Below are 17,158 nucleotides of genomic sequence, written 5' to 3' on the forward strand. Positions count from 1 at the left end.
GTCAGTTATCCTGATCTATTCGGTCAAGGGAGCTGTTTTCGGTCTCCCGACGACGTTCAATCTGTTCGTGTCGATAGGCAATGGCAGACATCTGACGCAAAGCGTCTAACGTCACCTCCTGTCCATCGTCGCCAGAAAATAGCGACGGTGGTAACGCTTTACAGGCTAAATACAGCACCTGTAACAGCGATGAATGCTCATAATGGCGACTTAAAAGTGCGTGGTTGCCCACGGTGTCGGCCAGGAGTGCATCCAGGCTCTGTGGCTGTTGCAGCAACGACAGCATAAGTAACAGCCAGTCCTCCTCACGGGGATTGAAGGCACTGGTGACAGGATTCGCCAGTAGTCGATGCACAAACAATGCATCAGAAGAGCGTAATAACTTGAGTTGGCTGAGCCTTCCCAGGAGATACCCAAACTCCAGACGTGAACAACTGGCATCCAGAGAATTGATATCTGTCAGCATGGCGCTTTCAATAAAATCCAGTACCAACACACGACGCTGGTAGCCGTAACTCCCTATCCAGTCGGCATAGACGTCAATTTCCGGGGCTTCGCTTTGCAAAAACTGACGATAGCTTGCCCGTAGCAGGTTGGGTCGCAGATCCAGCGCCTTACCAAATAACCGTGACTTGAGAGCGCAGTTGATACCCGCCTTTAGCGTCTTGGGGTCAGCCTGTTCCTCCACCTGCTGAACCAACGCCTGCAGGCGTTTAGCCACGACTTCATCCATCTTGCGACGACGTAGCAATTCGCGCAGAACTAACACCAAATCACTGTCATCCGGGAATAATGCCCGAGCCTGTTTTAACAACTCCTCGGCACTCACGTTACGCGCCCTGGCAATCTGCAAAATCTGTTTGGCCTTGGGTAACGCTTCTTCTTCCAGAACTCGCTCAAAACTTTCGGTTAAATGTTCAGATTTCTTTTCCAGATCACGACGATTGCGGAACTGCGCCATGGCCGCCGACATCTCGTCGGTAGACTGAACGAAGCGTTGTATCTCGGCGGCTGGCGTTGCATCACTGGCGCGTTGAGCTTCCGCCTGGTTTGCATCCCCCTGACGAACGACGTCCCGTTGCGCATCCTGTTTCGCCAGTTGTTTAGTTGAAAGCACCCCCGGAGTGGGCATTGGGCGATGTCTAATTTCCATTGCTAAACTCACGCATATCACGGGCCAGGTAACTACGAACCCATTTCTGCAATGGAACGCTGTCGAGGTCGATACCCCCTTTTTTAGCCAATGCCTGTGTGAAATCATTCGCATCCTGCGCCAACGGCTCAGTAATCTCTCTCGGCTGGATGAGAAAAACGCGCACAGTATTGCTTTTACTTTCGCTGGTGTAGCGGAACAGGCCGCCAATCAAGGGAAGATCGCCGAGGAAAGGGACTTTCATTTTCTCTTCGGTGCTCGCATCGCGAGTATATCCGCCAATCAGCAGGCTCTTATCTTGCGGTACCCGAGCCACAGTACTGATATGCGTTCGTCCAACTTCCGGCAATGATTCAGGCGTTTCAGTTTCAGAATCAGGTGTTTTGGTTTCGCGACCATCTTCAATATTCAGCGACATTTCTATCTGCCCATCGGCAGAAAAACGCGGCAACACGCTGACTAACGTGCCGTAAGTGACGTGTTCCAGACTGGAATTACGTTCACCGATAAGTTTGGCGTAAAACGTACGGTTGTTATCGAATATGGCCGGGACGTTTTCCTGTGTCAGGACTACAGGACGAGACACCACGGTGGCCTTATTTTTTTGTTCCAGAGCTTTGATGGACGCAATAAATCGACGACCATCCAGGGTACTTATCGAACCGGCCTGATTCAGCGTTACGCCGAAAGCGCTGCCGACAGCCGCGCCTCCGCTCCACGTCACCCCGAGTTGTTCAAGATCTTCCCGATTAAGATCGATTATCCACAACGACAACTCAACGTGACGCTTTGCCACATCCAGGGCCACGGCAAGCTGCTCGATAAAGCGAACCTGATCGGCGGTACCTTTGATCAGTAAACTGTTGGTGTCTGGATAAGCGATAACTTTGATATCGCTCGCAGAGGCATGCTGTTGCAACGCATCAGCCAAGCCAACACCTCTCGTATACGTCGGCGCAGCGGCACCCGCCGCCGCAAAATCCGGCATCGTCGGGATATCAGGACGGCCCGCAGGAGGACGCGAGGAAACCGAAACGCCCCCCGTCGAACTTTGCAGTGGATTGCTTTCCTCGTCTAACAACTGCTCAATGACCGTCGCCATACCGGGAATAACGATCTTCTGATCGCGTAATGCATAAACGCGATCGCTGACAAAGGTATTATTGAGTCGCACAACACCGATTTTCTGTAACCCGAGTTCAATCCCATCATTTTGTTTATCAATGAGATTGGCAGTATTCACGACCAGGTCGACAAATACCGGCGGACCAGAAACATAAAACGTGCCATTACGTCCATCACCACGTAGCGGGTAACGTTTGTCATACAGACCAGAACGTCGCAGAAATTCATTAAAAGCCGGTAACGACATTGAACGCAGCGAGATCACTGCATTGCGGATTTCACTGACATCATAGACATAGATGGCCTGGCCATCGTGATACCAGATGAGCCCTAGCTGCTGGGAAAGGTTTTCCAGCAATACGGACGGATTAGAAAAATCAAAGTTGCCGGTAATCTGTTTGCGCGCGGCAAGTTTACTGACGACGACAGGCTTTTTTAGTTGGGCTGCCATTGCGTCAAAAAAGCTACGCAGGCTCTCATTTTTCGCTACATAGCCGTTAGCCGGAGTACGGACGGGTTCTGCAGCAGTGACAGGAGTCATTGCGAGTAGCAGAGTATGCGCCAACAGCCAGGCACGCAGGATATTCCTTTTCATTTAGTAGCCAGTTGAATAATGTTTGACAATCCGCGCGGTGACACCCCGAGCAGCTCTCTGATTTCATTAGAAAAATGTGATGATGATGCATAACCATGCTTAATCGCCACTTGGGTCAGGTTCTCCTGCCCCTCCACCACGTCCAGCAAGGATCTGGCCATCCGCCAGTCGCGTAACTCCGATTTCGCGGCACTGCCCAACGCATGGCGACATAAGCGGCGGAAGTGAGAATATGAGACGCCGTAACGCTGACCCAACTCCTGCAACGTGCTGTTGCACGTCGATTGCGCCAACAGAAAACGCACCAACCAATAGCTTTCACTACGACGCAGCAACGCCAGCAAATGGCTAAACGTTGGTGAAGGATCCAGCATTTGCTGCAAAAACCAGTATTCGCAACGCTTACGGTCTTGCCACATCGTCACATCCTCTAACTGCAGTGGAGCCCAATGGGTATTGTCAGTATCAAAATCAGCAACATTTCTGGCCTCATCAATAAAGACAAGTAACTTGCTCAACACTTCCAGTCGGAGAGGACGTAAAGACAACGTCCCCTTCAGGACACGAACATCGACGCGATCAAGCAGCAACAACGCATTACCCGTAGCTTCCCAGGAGGTGCTTTGCCCTTCCCAGGACAGTTCCAACTGAACTGCATTACTTCCACTTATCTGTAATAACCAGGCTTCCTGCGTTGGCACACCACGCTTATCGCCTTCCCCCAGGATTTCCTGCTGATTCAACACATCGTGATCTGTCATCTGCCAACACCCTGCCAGGCCCGTGGTTGAACTATTAAAATGATCTGGGCACAGAAAATCCTGATGCAAATCTAACGAGGAATGAAATATTTCCTCACATTGAAATGTATATTGAAATAATTTTGCTGATTACCGCGTTTTGGAGCAGAGTTCATCAGGATCTTGATGTGATTATCAGGGAGACTTTACGGTTCTATTCATGGAGAAAAGCGGAGCGGTAATGAAACAACTTCCCCTACTACTTGCTGCCATCGTACTCAGCGGCTGCATGTATAAAGCGCCAGTCAATACGACAGCGATACCAAAACAGAATTTCGAACGGGATAATGCCGATTGCAGAAAATCGACACCATCGTCTCCTCAGAAAAATGCTGACAAACAGTCGAATACAAGTGAGAAGAGTCCTGATACAGAAGGGTACAACGCCTGTATGCGCCAACGTGGATGGACCCACACCGATATCGTGACACATAATGACGCCTACAAAAAGGAAGTAGAAAATCAGGCTCGTACGTTTTTTGAAAAGTATCCAGAGTATGTTGATGGCGGGGAAAAAGAGGAACGGTTGTCGACCGCATTTCAGAATGTGCTAAACGATCCTCAAAACCAAGGATTAAGCCTCTATCAAATGCTTCTTATCGCGCATACGCAACTTCAGGCTGATAAATAGGGTGTGTCAGGAACGCTGTGTCATTCCAGTAATATGCAATCAAAAGGAATGACACAGAATCTCTGGCATTATTCTACTCTGCCCCCTCCTGGCAAAACTTATTTTTAGAAAGCAACAAACATTTAAATTTAAATTTGGTTATCTATTTCTTAACAATACATAATTTGTGTGTAAATGTGATGGAGGATGACATAACCCGGTAAACTGCCGATGGCGTCATTATCTACAGGACATACCGATATTTTATGATGGACTTATTTATCGGAACACCGTACCAAAAAAAATGGCAGGGTAAGTTACACGGCTCAACATTATTTTTCATTTAAGGACAAATTATTATGGCGGGAAAAAGTGCAAGCGGCGTCAGATGGCTACCACTCATTATCATCGTAGCGATTACCATGTTGCTCTGGCGGTTTCCAGGCCCCAGCGGACTTAGCCAACCAGCCTGGCATTCAGCCATTATTTTCGTCGCGACAATCGCCTGTATTGTCGCAAAAGTGCTGCCGATTGGCGCGGTGGGATTAATTGGCATCACGGTGTTTGCGCTCACCTATGCCGCAGGGGATACCAGCGCCTCCGGCGCCATTACCACCGCGCTCAGCGATCTGAACAGCTCGCTGATTTGGCTCATTGTGGTCGCCTTTATGATTGCGCGTGGATTTATCAAAACCGGTCTGGGTCGACGCATCGCGTTGCACATGATCCGCCTCCTCGGCAAGCGCACGCTGGGGCTAGCCTATGGTTTAGCCTTTGCCGATTTAATTCTTTCCCCTGCGATGCCAAGCAACACAGCACGCTGCGGCGGCGTGATCTACCCCATCGCCGACTCGCTGGCGCGGAGTTTTAACTCTCATCCGGAAGACGAATCGCGCAGTAAAATCGGCACCTTTCTCGTCACCTGTATTGGCAACGTCAATGACGTCACTGCCGCGATGTTCATGACCGCGTATACAGGCAACCTGCTGGCAGTGAAACTCGCAGCCAACGCGGGAGTAACGCTCACCTGGGGAGGATGGTTCGTGGCGGCCGTCGTGCCGGGCTTAGTCTCGCTCATATTAGTCCCGCTGGCGGTTTACGGGATAACCCGCCCAGAAATAAAACACACCCCTGACGCCCCGAAACTGGCAATGGCCGAACTGGCGAAAATGAGCAGTATGTCGCGTGGCGAATGGACGATGCTTGGTACCGTTATCTTATTGTTAGTGTTGTGGATTTTTGGCGACACGTTGGGTGTCGACCCGACCACGGCCTCTTTCGTCGGCCTTTCTGTGTTGCTGCTTTCTGGCGTCCTGACCTGGGATGATGTGAAAAGCGAAAAAGGCGCGTGGGATACATTAATCTGGTTTGCCGCGCTGTTGATGATGGCGAACCAGCTTAAAAAACTGGGGTTCACCTCCTGGTTTGGGAATGTGATTGGCGACTCCATCGGTCATGTCATGCAGGACACCCACTGGGTTCTGGTGCTGTTAATGCTGAATGCCGCTTACTTTTACACCCACTATTTCTTTGCCAGCGGTAACGCGCAAATTGCCGCACTCTACGCCGTATTCCTTGGCGTCGGCATAAACCTTGGTATTCCTGCGGCACCGATGGCGCTGATGCTCGCCTTTACCAGCAGCCTGTACTGTTCTCTCACTCAATACACCCACGCGCGCGGCCCCATTTTGTTTGGCGCGGGCTATGTCCCGACCGGAGTATGGTGGAAAACCGGATTTATTATCAGCCTGCTGAACCAGGCCGTGTTCTTTGGTATCGGGCTGATATGGTGGAAAATGGTCGGACTGTATTGATAACGGTTCGGATCACGCTTGCTTTAACCGCCGCCAGAGAGTGGTGCGACTGATCCCCAGATACCGCGCGGCGGCCATTTTATCGCCGTTAAACCGGGCGAGAATTTGCTGCGCCGAGGCTGGGGGTTGCTGCGGAATAACAGAAGGTGATTCCGCAGCCGTTATCGTCAGTTCCGGCGACAGGTGTTGCAATAAATGCGTGTTCAAACCGGGCATCGGTTCGACGCTTAAAAACAACGCCAGGCGCTCCATCATATTGCGCAGCTCGCGAATGTTTCCCGGCCAGCCATAGTTGAGCAGCAAAGAGTGATTTTGCGCTAATCCCTCACGCACCCGCTCGGAAAACGGCGCGCCTAACGCCGTCAGCGATTGTTGTAAAAACGCTTCCGCCAGCGACAGAATATCGTCCTGTCGCTCACGAAGCGGTGGGAGATGGAGACGCAGGATACTGAGACGGTAAAACAGATCGGTACGAAACTGCCCCCGGCTCATCGCCTGCTCCAGATTGCAGTGGGTGGCGCTGATCACCCGCACATCGACCGGAATCGGCTGATGGCCGCCCACACGCGTCACCGCTTTTTCTTCCAGTACGCGCAGCAGTCGGGTCTGTAACGGTAGCGGCATTTCGCCTATCTCATCAAGAAACAGCGTCCCGCCGTGGGCGATTTCAAACAATCCGGCGCGCCCTCCCCGTCGCGAGCCGGTAAACGCGCCCTCTTCGTAACCGAACAGCTCAGCTTCCAGCAGCGACTCGACGATGGCTCCGCAGTTGACGGCGACGAACGGCGGCGGACGCTTGTCGCCACGGCTACCCTGACGGGTAAAATATTCACGATGGATGGCCTGCGCCGCCAGTTCTTTGCCAGTACCCGTTTCGCCCTGAATCAACACCGCCGCGCCAGAGCGGGCGTACAGCATAATGGCGTGACGGACCTGTTCCATTGACGCGGAGTGACCGTGCATATCGCTAAGTTCATAACGGGAGCGCAACGTGTTGGCGGAAGGATGCTGGCGGTTACGCTGCAGAGTGACCTGCGTCAGCCGGGTCATGTCGAGGGCATCATTAAACGCCTGACGTATGGTCGCCGCGGAATAGATAAAGATCCCCGTCAGCCCGGCCTCTTCCGTCAGGTCGGTAATCAACCCGGCGCCGACCACCGCTTCAATGCCGTTGGCCTTTAACTCGTTGATCTGTCCACGCGCATCCTCTTCGGTGATATAGCTGCGCTGTTCCAGACGCAGATTGAAGGTTTTCTGGAAAGCGATCAGCGCAGGGATCGTTTCCTGATAGGTCACCACGCCAATGGAGGACGTCAACTTACCGGCCTTCGCCAGCGCCTGCAAAACATCGAAGCCGCTGGGTTTAATCAGAATAACCGGCACGGATAAACGGCTTTTTAAATACGCGCCGTTGGAGCCTGCCGCGATGATCGCATCGCAACGCTCAGTCGTCAGTTTCTTGCGGATATAGGTCACCGCTTTTTCAAAACCAAGCTGGATGGGCGTGATGGTCGCGAGGTGATCAAACTCCAGACTGATATCACGAAACAGCTCGAAAAGACGGGTGACCGAGACTGTCCAGATAACCGGTTTGTCGTGATTGTCGCGCTGAATGTCATGCGTATTCGCCATAAGTCCCGGAGTCGATTTAAAGGGCCGAGCTTTTGGTTTAGCCGTGTTTCATCAATGTTGCAATGAAACAACGAGTTTGTTTCATGAAACGTTAGCTGACACGCTTTTGTCCGGATGAAAAACGATGCGATATTTTTATAACCGAATAACAAATTGAATTATAAGGATTAATAACAAAATAGTTTAACGATACGCGTCTCTGGCATAGCCCTTGCTTTATGTGAATCAACCTAAAGTAACAAGTTAATAACAAAAGGACGAACTATGTCGCAACTCTCTCCGGGCCAGGCGTTTCGCGCGGCGCTCACCAAAGAAAACCCGTTACAAATCGTCGGCACCATCAATGCAAACCATGCGCTGCTGGCGCAGCGCGCCGGATATCAGGCGATTTATCTCTCCGGCGGCGGCGTGGCGGCAGGATCGCTGGGGCTTCCGGACCTGGGGATCTCCACCCTGGACGACGTATTGACCGACATTCGCCGTATCACCGACGTTTGCCCGCTGCCGCTGCTGGTGGATGCCGATATCGGTTTTGGCTCCTCCGCGTTTAACGTCGCGCGTACCGTGAAATCGATGATCAAAGCCGGGGCGGCCGGGCTGCATATCGAAGATCAGGTTGGCGCCAAGCGCTGCGGGCATCGCCCGAATAAAGCGATCGTCTCCAAAGAGGAGATGGTCGATCGCATTCACGCGGCGGTGGATGCCCGTACCGATCCTGATTTTGTGATCATGGCGCGTACCGATGCGCTGGCGGTGGAAGGGCTGGATGCGGCGATAGCGCGCGCGCAGGCCTATGTGGAAGCAGGCGCTGACATGTTATTTCCGGAAGCGATCACCGCGCTACCGATGTACCGCCAGTTTGCTGAGGCCGTGCGGGTGCCCATCCTCGCCAACATTACCGAATTCGGCGCCACCCCGCTATTCACGACCGACGAACTTCGCAGCGCAGGCGTAGCGATGGCGCTTTACCCGCTCTCCGCGTTTCGCGCCATGAACCGCGCTGCGGAGAGAGTGTACAACGTGCTGCGCGAGGAAGGGACGCAAAAGAGCGTTATCGACATCATGCAGACGCGCAGCGAACTGTACGAAAGTATCAATTACTACCAGTTCGAAGAGAAGCTCGACGCGTTGTTTTCCCGCAAGCAATAGCCTAGCGAAGGCGAAGCTGTCTGTACCCTTAAAATGAGAAAAATAACGAGGACAATATGAACGACACAACAACCCTGCAAAACACTATCCCGGTCATGAAACCCAAGAAATCCGTCGCGCTGTCCGGCGTACCGGCGGGAAATACGGCGCTGTGCACCGTGGGCAAAAGCGGGAATGACCTGCACTACCGCGGCTACGATATTCTCGACCTGGCGCGACATTGCGAATTTGAAGAAGTCGCGCATTTACTGATTCACGGCAAGCTGCCAAACCGCGATGAACTTCAGGCTTACAAAATTAAACTGAAAGCGCTGCGCGGCTTGCCGGCGAATGTGCGTACGGTGCTGGAAGCGCTGCCTGCGGCGTCGCACCCAATGGACGTGATGCGTACAGGCGTCTCGGCGCTGGGCTGTACGTTGCCCGAAAAAGAGGGTCATACCGTCTCCGGCGCCCGTGATATTGCCGATAAGCTGCTGGCCTCGCTCAGTTCCATCCTCCTCTACTGGTATCACTACAGCCACAACGGCGAGCGCATCCAGCCGGAAACCGACGATGACTCTATCGGCGGCCACTTCCTGCACCTGCTGCACGGTGAAAAACCCTCGTCCAGTTGGGAAAAGGCCATGCACATTTCGCTGGTGCTGTATGCCGAGCATGAGTTCAACGCCTCTACCTTCACCAGCCGGGTGATTGCGGGTACCGGGTCTGATATGTATTCAGCGATTATCGGTGCGATTGGCGCGCTGCGCGGGCCGAAACACGGCGGCGCCAACGAAGTGTCGCTGGAGATCCAGCAGCGTTATGAAACACCGGAAGAGGCTGAAGCGGATATCCGCAAACGTATTGAAAATAAAGAAGTCGTAATTGGTTTTGGCCACCCGGTCTACACCATTGCCGACCCGCGCCATCAGGTTATCAAGCGTGTGGCTAAGCAGCTTTCCCAGGAAGGCGGTTCGCTGAAGATGTACAACATCGCCGACCGTCTGGAAACGGTTATGTGGGATTCGAAAAAAATGTTCCCCAACCTCGACTGGTTCTCTGCGGTCTCCTACAACATGATGGGCGTCCCGACCGAAATGTTCACCCCGCTTTTCGTTATCGCCCGGGTCACTGGCTGGGCGGCGCACATCATCGAACAGCGTCAGGACAATAAAATTATCCGCCCTTCCGCGAATTACACTGGCCCGGAAGATCGCGCTTTCATCCCTCTGGATCAACGTAAATAAAAAAGGAAATCGACCCTATGTCCGCTCAAATTATGAATACGCGTCCGGAATTCGACCGCGAAATCGTTGATATTGTTGATTATGTCATGAACTACACTATCACGTCGAAAGTGGCGTACGACACCGCCCACTATTGTCTGCTCGACACCCTGGGCTGCGGCCTGGAAGCGCTGGAATATCCGGCCTGTAAAAAACTGATGGGGCCGATTGTGCCGGGAACCGTGGTGCCAAACGGCGTACGCGTGCCGGGAACACAGTTCCAGCTCGATCCCGTGCAGGCGGCGTTTAACATTGGCGCGATGATTCGCTGGCTCGATTTCAACGACACCTGGCTTGCGGCGGAGTGGGGTCATCCGTCCGATAACCTCGGGGGTATTCTGGCGACAGCGGACTGGCTGTCACGTAATGCCGTCGCCGCCGGAAAAGCGCCGTTGACCATGAAGCAGGTGCTGACCGGCATGATTAAAGCCCATGAAATTCAGGGCTGTATTGCGCTGGAAAATGCCTTCAACCGCGTAGGGCTCGACCATGTGTTGCTGGTCAAGGTGGCCTCAACGGCGGTGGTGGCCGAGATGCTGGGGCTGACCCGCGACGAAATCCTGAATGCGGTTTCACTGGCATGGGTCGACGGGCAATCGCTGCGCACCTATCGCCACGCGCCGAACACCGGGACGCGTAAGTCCTGGGCGGCGGGCGATGCCACCTCCCGCGCAGTACGTCTGGCGCTGATGGCGAAAACCGGCGAAATGGGGTATCCGTCGGCACTGACGGCGAAAACCTGGGGCTTCTATGATGTCTCCTTCAAAGGAGAGTCATTCCGCTTCCAGCGTCCATACGGCTCTTACGTCATGGAAAACGTGCTGTTCAAAATTTCCTTCCCGGCGGAGTTTCACTCGCAGACGGCGGTTGAAGCCGCAATGACGCTTTATCAGAAGATGCAGGCAGCGGGTAAAACCGCAGCCGATATTGAGAAGGTGACGATTCGCACTCACGAAGCCTGTATTCGTATCATCGACAAAAAAGGCCCGCTGAATAACCCGGCTGACCGCGACCACTGCATCCAGTACATGGTGGCGATCCCGTTACTGTTCGGACGCTTAACGGCGGCGGATTATGAAGACGGCGTAGCGCAGGACAAACGTATCGATGCCCTGCGCGAGAAAATGAGCTGCTGCGAAGATCCGGCCTTTACCGCCGACTATCACGATCCCGAAAAACGCGCCATCGCCAACGCCATCACCCTGACGTTTACCGATGGAACGCGCTTTGACGAAGTGGTCGTGGAATATCCGATTGGCCACGCGCGCCGCCGTAAAGACGGTATTCCAAAGCTTGTCGAGAAATTCAAAATCAACCTGGCGCGCCAGTTCCCGTCCCGCCAGCAGCAGCGCATTCTGGACGTCTCTCTGGACAGGGCTCGCCTGGAGCAGATGCCGGTCAATGAGTATATGGACCTCTATGTCATCTAAACCGGCGTGCGCTAAGGCGTAGGTTCATCAGGAGAGCATAATGTCTTTTAGCGAATTTTATCAGCGTTCCATTACGCAGCCCGCGTCGTTCTGGGCCGAACAGGCCCAGCGTATTGACTGGCAACAGCCGTTTACGCAGGCACTCGATTACCGTCATCCGCCGTTTGCCCGCTGGTTTTGCGGCGGTACGACCAATCTGTGTCACAACGCCATCGACCGCTGGCTGGATACACAGCCGGATGCGCTGGCGTTGATTGCCGTCTCTTCAGAAACCGAAGAGGAGCGGACGTTCACCTTTCGTCAGTTGCATGATGAAGTGAATGTGGTGGCGTCGATGCTGCAGTCGCTGGGCGTACAGCGCGGCGACCGGGTGTTGGTGTATATGCCGATGATTGCTGAGGCGCACATTACGCTGTTGGCCTGCGCACGCATTGGCGCTATCCACTCGGTGGTCTTCGGCGGTTTTGCCTCGCATAGCGTGGCAGCGCGGATTGACGATGCCAGACCGGTGCTGATTGTCTCGGCGGATGCCGGGGCGCGCGGCGGCAAAATTCTGCCGTACAAGACATTACTTGATGATGCCATCGCCCAGGCGCAGTATCCGCCACGCCATGTGTTGCTGGTGGATCGCGGGCTGGCGAAAATGCCGCGGGTTGCCGGGCGCGATATCGATTTCGCCGCCCTGTACCCGCAGCACCTCGGCGCGCAGGTACCGGTGACCTGGCTTGAGTCTAATGAAACCTCCTGCATTCTCTACACCTCCGGCACTACCGGAAAACCCAAAGGGGTACAGCGCGACGTCGGCGGTTATGCGGTGGCGCTGGCAACCTCGATGGACACCATTTTTGGCGGCAAAGCGGGCGGGGTGTTCTTTTGCGCCTCGGATATCGGCTGGGTCGTCGGGCACTCCTACATTGTCTACGCCCCGCTGCTGGCGGGGATGGCAACCGTTGTTTATGAAGGCCTGCCGACCTACCCGGACTGCAGCGTGTGGTGGAAAATCGTGGAGAAATATCAGGTCAACCGGATGTTCTCCGCGCCGACCGCCATCCGGATACTGAAGAAGTTTCCGACGGCGCAGATCCGCAATTACGATCTCTCCTCGCTGGAGGCGCTGTATCTGGCGGGAGAACCGCTGGATGAACCCACCGCAGCGTGGGTCACGCGGACGCTGGACGTTCCGGTTATCGACAACTACTGGCAGACCGAATCCGGCTGGCCCATTATGGCGCTCGCTCGCGGACTGGATGACAGGCCGTCGCGTCTCGGTAGCCCCGGCGTACCGATGTACGGCTACAACGTGCAGTTGCTCAATGAGGTGACCGGTGCTCCCTGCGGCGTCAACGAGAAAGGCATGTTGGCTATCGAAGGGCCGCTCCCCCCCGGTTGTATTCAGACCATCTGGGGTGATGATTCACGTTTCATCAACACCTACTGGTCGCTGTTCTCACGCCAGGTGTATGCCACCTTTGACTGGGGTATTCGCGACGCCGACGGCTATTACTTTATCCTCGGACGCACAGATGATGTGATTAATGTCGCCGGACATCGACTGGGTACGCGGGAGATAGAGGAGAGTATCTCCAGCCATCCGAATGTGGCTGAAGTGGCGGTCGTTGGGGTGAAGGACGCGCTGAAAGGGCAAGTGGCAGTCGCGTTTGTCATCCCCAAACAGAGCGATACGCTGGTGGATTGCGATGTCGCGCACAGTGAAGCGCGCGAGATTATGGCGCTGGTGGACAGCCAGATAGGTCACTTTGGTCGTCCGGCTCACGTCTGGTTCGTCTCACAGTTGCCGAAAACGCGCTCCGGGAAAATGCTCCGGCGAACGATCCAGGCTATTTGCGAAGGCCGCGATCCTGGCGATCTGACCACCCTCGACGATCCCGCGTCGCTACAGCAAATTCGTCAGGTGATTACACCCGCCGAATAAACCTGAATGCAGATCATCCACGGTGCGCAGACTCTGATGAGATGATCAATAATCTTTCCGATGTTTTGCCCTGCCCACGCAGGGCTTTTTTTCATCGGATTACGGCCACGGATAATAAATATGATCCGCGTGCTCCCGCGCCGCGGCGTCATCACCGTTAAGCCGCGCCGCAATGGTCAGCGCAAAATCAAACACCCGCCCCAGCCCTTTGCCGCTGAGAAGATTGCCGTCTTCGACCACCGGCGCATCGACATAGACGCCATCGGTCACCGTCTGCCACAGGTCGCCGGAGCAGACATAGCGGCGTCCTTTTAGCAACCCGTTACCGCCCAGCACGCGCGCGGCGGCGGAACACAGCGGGCAGAGCCACTTTCCGGCGTCATCGTGGCGACGCACAAAGGCAATCACGCTGGCGCTTTGCGCCAGAAACTGGCTACCGGCCGGACCGCCGGGCAGCACCACCGCATCGTAGGTGGCGTCAACGCGTTCGTTCAGCGTGCTGTCCGCCACCATCGGGATGGCGTGATAACTGGCGACCGCCCGCGTCTCGGTGCAGGACAGCGTTTCCACCTGAATATTCAGGCGGCGCAGAATATCAATGGTGACAATGGCTTCCCCTTCTTCGAAGCCGGGCGCCAGCAGTACGGCGACTGTTTTCATCGTTTTCTCCTTTACCAGTAGAGGGTCCACACCTGACGCAGACGCGCCAGCGCTTCCAGGTAGAAATAATCCCCCCAGCTACAGCACTCATCCACCCCTTTGCCGCTTGCCATGTGGTACACCGAGTGCTTCAGCAGGCCTTCGCACGGCTCATCGTCGGCGGCCAGATAGTTTTCGGTCAGCGATTTCACCATCCGCAACGCCATCTCTTCGTAGTGCGCGCGATGGCGGTCCAGCGCCGGCAGCGCTTTTACCATTTCAAGCAGACCGCAGGCCGCGATCGCCGTCGCCGAGCTGTCGCGTACGGCATCGGTGCCGAGCAGCGCCAGATCCCAGTGGCAAACATCGTCCTCCGGCAGGCGGTTAATGAAGTAATGCGCCAGGCTGCGGGAGAGCTCGACCATGCTTTTATCGCCGGTATGCAGGTAGCTCAGCATGAAGCCGTAAATGCCCCACGCCTGCCCGCGCGACCAGCAGGAGTTGTCGCTATAGCCCTGATGCGTATTGCCAAAGCGCGGCTCGCCGGTCGTCACGTCCATATACCAGGTGTGATACGTCGAGGCATCCGGGCGCACAATGTACGCGGCGGCCTGCTGTACGTGCGCGGTGGCCGCATCGGCATAACGCGCATCGCCGGTCTGCTCGCTGGCCCAGTAGAGCAGCGGCAGGTTCATATTGCAGTCGATGATCATCCGCCCCTGCTGCTCAGGATCGTTAAGATCGCCCCACGCCTGGATTATCTTCGCCGTCGGGTTGTAGCGCTCCATCAGCGCGTCCGCCGCCTGTAGCGCGCTACGTTTTGCCGCCTCATTGCCGGTCAGACGCCAGGCGCTGACGCAGGAGAGCGAGTAGAGAAACCCCAGGTCGTGGGTGGCGGTATCGATCCGCTGTTCGATACGTTGAGCAAATGACGGCAGATAGCGCTCTGCCGCTTCGGCGTAGCGCGTATCGCCGGTCATCTCCCAGGCAAGCCACAGCTGGCCTGGCCAGAAGCTGGTTGTCCACTCCACGTTGTCGGTGCGCGGCCAGACGCCGTTTTCACAGGCCTCCCCCGGGAAGCGATCGCCGAACGCGATAATGTTCTTATCAAGCTTGCGCGTCACGCGCTGAAGCGCAGCATCAAGACTCTGGCGCAGCGCCAGGCGGTCAATCGCGTGCAGCTCAACGGGGCGCAGCGGCTCGGTAACGACAGAACGGGTCATAACATCTCCTCAGTTAGTGTTTCGCCGGCTCGGCGTCCAGCGTCGGCGTATAGTCATGGGCGCCGTCGCGTTCAGTTCTGCAGCGTGACAGCGTGAATGCGGATACCAGGGTGAAGAACAGCGCGCAACTGCCCATCATCAGGTAGGTATGTTCAAAGCCGATTTTGTCGTACAGATACCCGGCTGGCGGCGCGACCACCACCGAGCCGACGTAGATCATCGCCTGGTAGCCCAGCAGGTACATGGTGGCGTTAATTTTCTTATGGAAATGCTCGGCGATGTATTTGAACACCGAGATAAGCAACAGCGAAATCTCCAGACCGTACAGCGGTTTAATGATGGAGATCATCACCGGGTCGGTGGTCAGGCCGGAGGCGATAAGCCGCAGCCCCACCACCACGCCGCAGAACAACAGCCCCTTCTTCGCGCCATAGCGGTTCACCAGCAGCGGGATGACCATCATCATCAGGAACTCGGTGCCGGACTGGACGGTGCTCAGGTAGCCGTACCAGGCGTTGCCCTGCGCTTTGGTGTCAAAAAACGAAACGAAATAGCGCGGGAACTGCTGCTCGGCGATAAACATCATCCACGCCACCCCGGCTACGTACAGGCTGAACATCCAGAATTTGCGGTTTTTCAGCAGCATAACGACATCGCCAAAGACGATTTTGTTATCGGAAATCACGTTGTTATTGCGCAGTTGCTCATCGCCAATTTTCAGGCTGACCAGCACCAGCAGCATCAGGACGGACGTGCAGCTGCTGACCAGAAAGTTCGCCAGCGGGGTGAAGTTAAACAGCACGCCGGAAACCGAGGCCGCCAGCGCCCAGCCAAGCGAACCCCACATGCGAATACGGCCAAACTCCAGGCCATACAGGCGACTGAAACGGTCGGCGTAAGACTCCGAGGCCGCCACCCCGGCGTACCAACCGAGGCTTAAGTACAGCGCGCCGACCACAATCCCGACCAGGGTATGGCTCAACAGCAGAGGCTGGTAGACGACGACAAAGAATGGCGCCATCAACGCCGACACGGCGCAGACAAAGTAGAGCAGCCATTTGCTCATGCCGATTTTGTCCATGATGTAGCCGTACACCGGTTTGAGGATCACGGCAAACACGCCGTTTATCGCAAACACGCTGCCGATGGTAATGCTGTCCAGTCCCACCTTCTGGCTGAGCCACAGGGCGTACAAACCGAAGCTTGAGGACCAGGTAAAAAAGTAGAGAAAGATAAAACTGCTCATTTTGACTTGCGCGCTGCGCGTGGTGGATACGGTCGTCATGATGTTCTCCTCGGCTTCACGGCAGAGCTGCAAGGGTCAGCAGCGTTTCATGGGTGGCGGACGTCAGGTGGATTCTGTCGCCGCCGATGCTGACCTGCGGTAGCGTCTGTGATGCAACATCGGCGCTATTCCCGGCCCAGACGGCGCTGATAAGAAAGTGTTCTCCGGCGGCAAGCTCACCGCGCAACACCGGCACCGCCGCCCGGTCGGCAAACAGCAAGTTGCTGTTCGGCGGCGTCAGCACCACCTCGCCGCGGCGCGGCTGGGCGCTCAGGCAATAAATGGCGCTGGCGTCGGCGTCATTCTGTACGCGGCACAGACCCGGTTCGGTCTGCAGTTCCGGTTGCGGGCGCGCGGAAAGGCTGAACCCGCCTTCTGCGCAGGCGAGGTCGCGGGCGGTCATGAGGTGATGAATACGCACCTGCCAGTCGCCAAGCGCCACCAGCCAGGTATCGACCGTCACATCGGCCCACGGCAACCAGCGGCTGTAGATATGGTTTTCCCC

13 protein-coding genes and 1 pseudogene are annotated in these 17,158 nt (G+C 55.4%); 6 read left to right on the top strand and 8 right to left on the bottom strand.

The window, feature by feature from the left end; translation table 11 throughout:
* Position 1: 1 nt before the first annotated feature.
* Genes JO226_RS22250 through invF form a run of 3 tightly spaced genes read right to left on the bottom strand, consistent with a single transcriptional unit; the run spans position 2 to position 3,634 of the window.
* Positions 2-1,153, bottom strand: coding sequence for a YopN/LcrE/InvE/MxiC type III secretion system gatekeeper (locus JO226_RS22250; RefSeq protein WP_296407544.1), 1,152 nt, complete (start codon positions 1,151-1,153; stop codon positions 2-4).
* A complete protein-coding gene (sctC, locus tag JO226_RS22255) occupies positions 1,143-2,873 on the bottom strand; it encodes a type III secretion system outer membrane ring subunit SctC (RefSeq protein ID WP_296407546.1) in 1,731 nt (576 codons plus the stop codon). Before sctC ends, JO226_RS22250 begins: the two co-directional genes overlap by 11 nt.
* On the bottom strand, positions 2,870-3,634 hold the full coding sequence (gene invF / locus JO226_RS22260; RefSeq protein ID WP_296407548.1) for an AraC family transcriptional regulator InvF: 765 nt from the start codon (positions 3,632-3,634) through the stop codon (positions 2,870-2,872). The genes sctC and invF overlap by 4 nt, the downstream gene beginning before the upstream one ends.
* A gap of 220 nt (positions 3,635-3,854) precedes the next feature.
* Here invF and JO226_RS22265 point away from each other — a divergent pair, with 220 nt between their 5' ends.
* Positions 3,855-4,304, top strand: a complete 450-nt coding sequence (locus tag JO226_RS22265; RefSeq protein WP_296407550.1) for a hypothetical protein — start codon at positions 3,855-3,857, stop codon at positions 4,302-4,304.
* A 338-nt stretch (positions 4,305-4,642) separates the two neighbouring features.
* Positions 4,643-6,097 (top strand): DASS family sodium-coupled anion symporter, encoded by a 1,455-nt coding sequence (locus JO226_RS22270; RefSeq protein ID WP_296407552.1) that lies wholly within the window; start codon positions 4,643-4,645, stop codon positions 6,095-6,097.
* Positions 6,098-6,109: 12 nt separating this feature from the next.
* On the opposite strand, the gene prpR is transcribed toward JO226_RS22270, so the two are convergent.
* Complete coding sequence (gene prpR, locus JO226_RS22275; RefSeq protein WP_296407554.1) at positions 6,110-7,729, bottom strand: propionate catabolism operon regulatory protein PrpR; 1,620 nt, start codon at positions 7,727-7,729, stop codon at positions 6,110-6,112.
* A 264-nt stretch (positions 7,730-7,993) separates the two neighbouring features.
* Here prpR and prpB point away from each other — a divergent pair, with 264 nt between their 5' ends.
* From prpB to prpE, 4 genes are read left to right on the top strand one after another with little or no spacing between them, the layout of a single operon-like run.
* The gene (prpB, locus tag JO226_RS22280) at positions 7,994-8,878 is read left to right on the top strand and encodes a methylisocitrate lyase (RefSeq protein WP_296407556.1); all 885 of its coding nucleotides are present in this window, start codon (positions 7,994-7,996) and stop codon (positions 8,876-8,878) included.
* A 56-nt stretch (positions 8,879-8,934) separates the two neighbouring features.
* On the top strand, positions 8,935-10,104 hold the full coding sequence (prpC, locus tag JO226_RS22285; RefSeq protein ID WP_296407558.1) for a 2-methylcitrate synthase: 1,170 nt from the start codon (positions 8,935-8,937) through the stop codon (positions 10,102-10,104).
* 17 nt (positions 10,105-10,121) lie between these two features.
* Complete coding sequence (locus JO226_RS22290) at positions 10,122-11,573, top strand: bifunctional 2-methylcitrate dehydratase/aconitate hydratase (protein ID WP_296407560.1); 1,452 nt, start codon at positions 10,122-10,124, stop codon at positions 11,571-11,573.
* Between the two features lie 40 nt (positions 11,574-11,613).
* Positions 11,614-13,506 (top strand): propionate--CoA ligase, encoded by a 1,893-nt coding sequence (prpE, locus tag JO226_RS22295; protein ID WP_296407562.1) that lies wholly within the window; start codon positions 11,614-11,616, stop codon positions 13,504-13,506.
* A 99-nt stretch (positions 13,507-13,605) separates the two neighbouring features.
* Here prpE and JO226_RS22300 read toward each other — a convergent pair whose 3' ends face one another.
* From JO226_RS22300 to JO226_RS22315, 4 genes and pseudogenes are all read right to left on the bottom strand, one after another.
* Positions 13,606-14,166, bottom strand: a complete 561-nt coding sequence (locus JO226_RS22300; RefSeq protein ID WP_296407564.1) for a DJ-1/PfpI family protein — start codon at positions 14,164-14,166, stop codon at positions 13,606-13,608.
* 11 nt (positions 14,167-14,177) lie between these two features.
* Entirely contained in the window at positions 14,178-15,368 is a 1,191-nt protein-coding gene (locus JO226_RS22305) for a glycoside hydrolase family 88 protein (RefSeq protein ID WP_296407566.1), read from the bottom strand.
* A 13-nt stretch (positions 15,369-15,381) separates the two neighbouring features.
* Positions 15,382-16,653 carry an oligosaccharide MFS transporter gene (locus JO226_RS22310; RefSeq protein ID WP_296407568.1) on the bottom strand — a complete coding sequence of 424 codons (1,272 nt, stop codon included), beginning with the start codon at positions 16,651-16,653 and terminating at the stop codon, positions 15,382-15,384.
* Positions 16,654-16,669: 16 nt separating this feature from the next.
* Positions 16,670-17,158, bottom strand: a pseudogene (locus JO226_RS22315) (hypothetical protein); the annotation flags it as partial.

Source organism: Pluralibacter sp., assembly GCF_019237635.1.
GTDB lineage: Bacteria > Pseudomonadota > Gammaproteobacteria > Enterobacterales > Enterobacteriaceae > Enterobacter_B.

Bases quoted from the DNA above. Each gene is read 5' to 3' on its own strand.
- JO226_RS22250 (WP_296407544.1), bottom strand. From the start codon at position 1,153: ATGGAAATTAGACATCGCCCAATGCCCACTCCGGGGGTGCTTTCAACT.
- sctC (WP_296407546.1), bottom strand. From the start codon at position 2,873: ATGAAAAGGAATATCCTGCGTGCCTGGCTGTTGGCGCATACTCTGCTA.
- invF (WP_296407548.1), bottom strand. From the start codon at position 3,634: ATGACAGATCACGATGTGTTGAATCAGCAGGAAATCCTGGGGGAAGGC.
- JO226_RS22265 (WP_296407550.1), top strand. From the start codon at position 3,855: ATGAAACAACTTCCCCTACTACTTGCTGCCATCGTACTCAGCGGCTGC.
- JO226_RS22270 (WP_296407552.1), top strand. From the start codon at position 4,643: ATGGCGGGAAAAAGTGCAAGCGGCGTCAGATGGCTACCACTCATTATC.
- prpR (WP_296407554.1), bottom strand. From the start codon at position 7,729: ATGGCGAATACGCATGACATTCAGCGCGACAATCACGACAAACCGGTT.
- prpB (WP_296407556.1), top strand. From the start codon at position 7,994: ATGTCGCAACTCTCTCCGGGCCAGGCGTTTCGCGCGGCGCTCACCAAA.
- prpC (WP_296407558.1), top strand. From the start codon at position 8,935: ATGAACGACACAACAACCCTGCAAAACACTATCCCGGTCATGAAACCC.
- JO226_RS22290 (WP_296407560.1), top strand. From the start codon at position 10,122: ATGTCCGCTCAAATTATGAATACGCGTCCGGAATTCGACCGCGAAATC.
- prpE (WP_296407562.1), top strand. From the start codon at position 11,614: ATGTCTTTTAGCGAATTTTATCAGCGTTCCATTACGCAGCCCGCGTCG.
- JO226_RS22300 (WP_296407564.1), bottom strand. From the start codon at position 14,166: ATGAAAACAGTCGCCGTACTGCTGGCGCCCGGCTTCGAAGAAGGGGAA.
- JO226_RS22305 (WP_296407566.1), bottom strand. From the start codon at position 15,368: ATGACCCGTTCTGTCGTTACCGAGCCGCTGCGCCCCGTTGAGCTGCAC.
- JO226_RS22310 (WP_296407568.1), bottom strand. From the start codon at position 16,653: ATGACGACCGTATCCACCACGCGCAGCGCGCAAGTCAAAATGAGCAGT.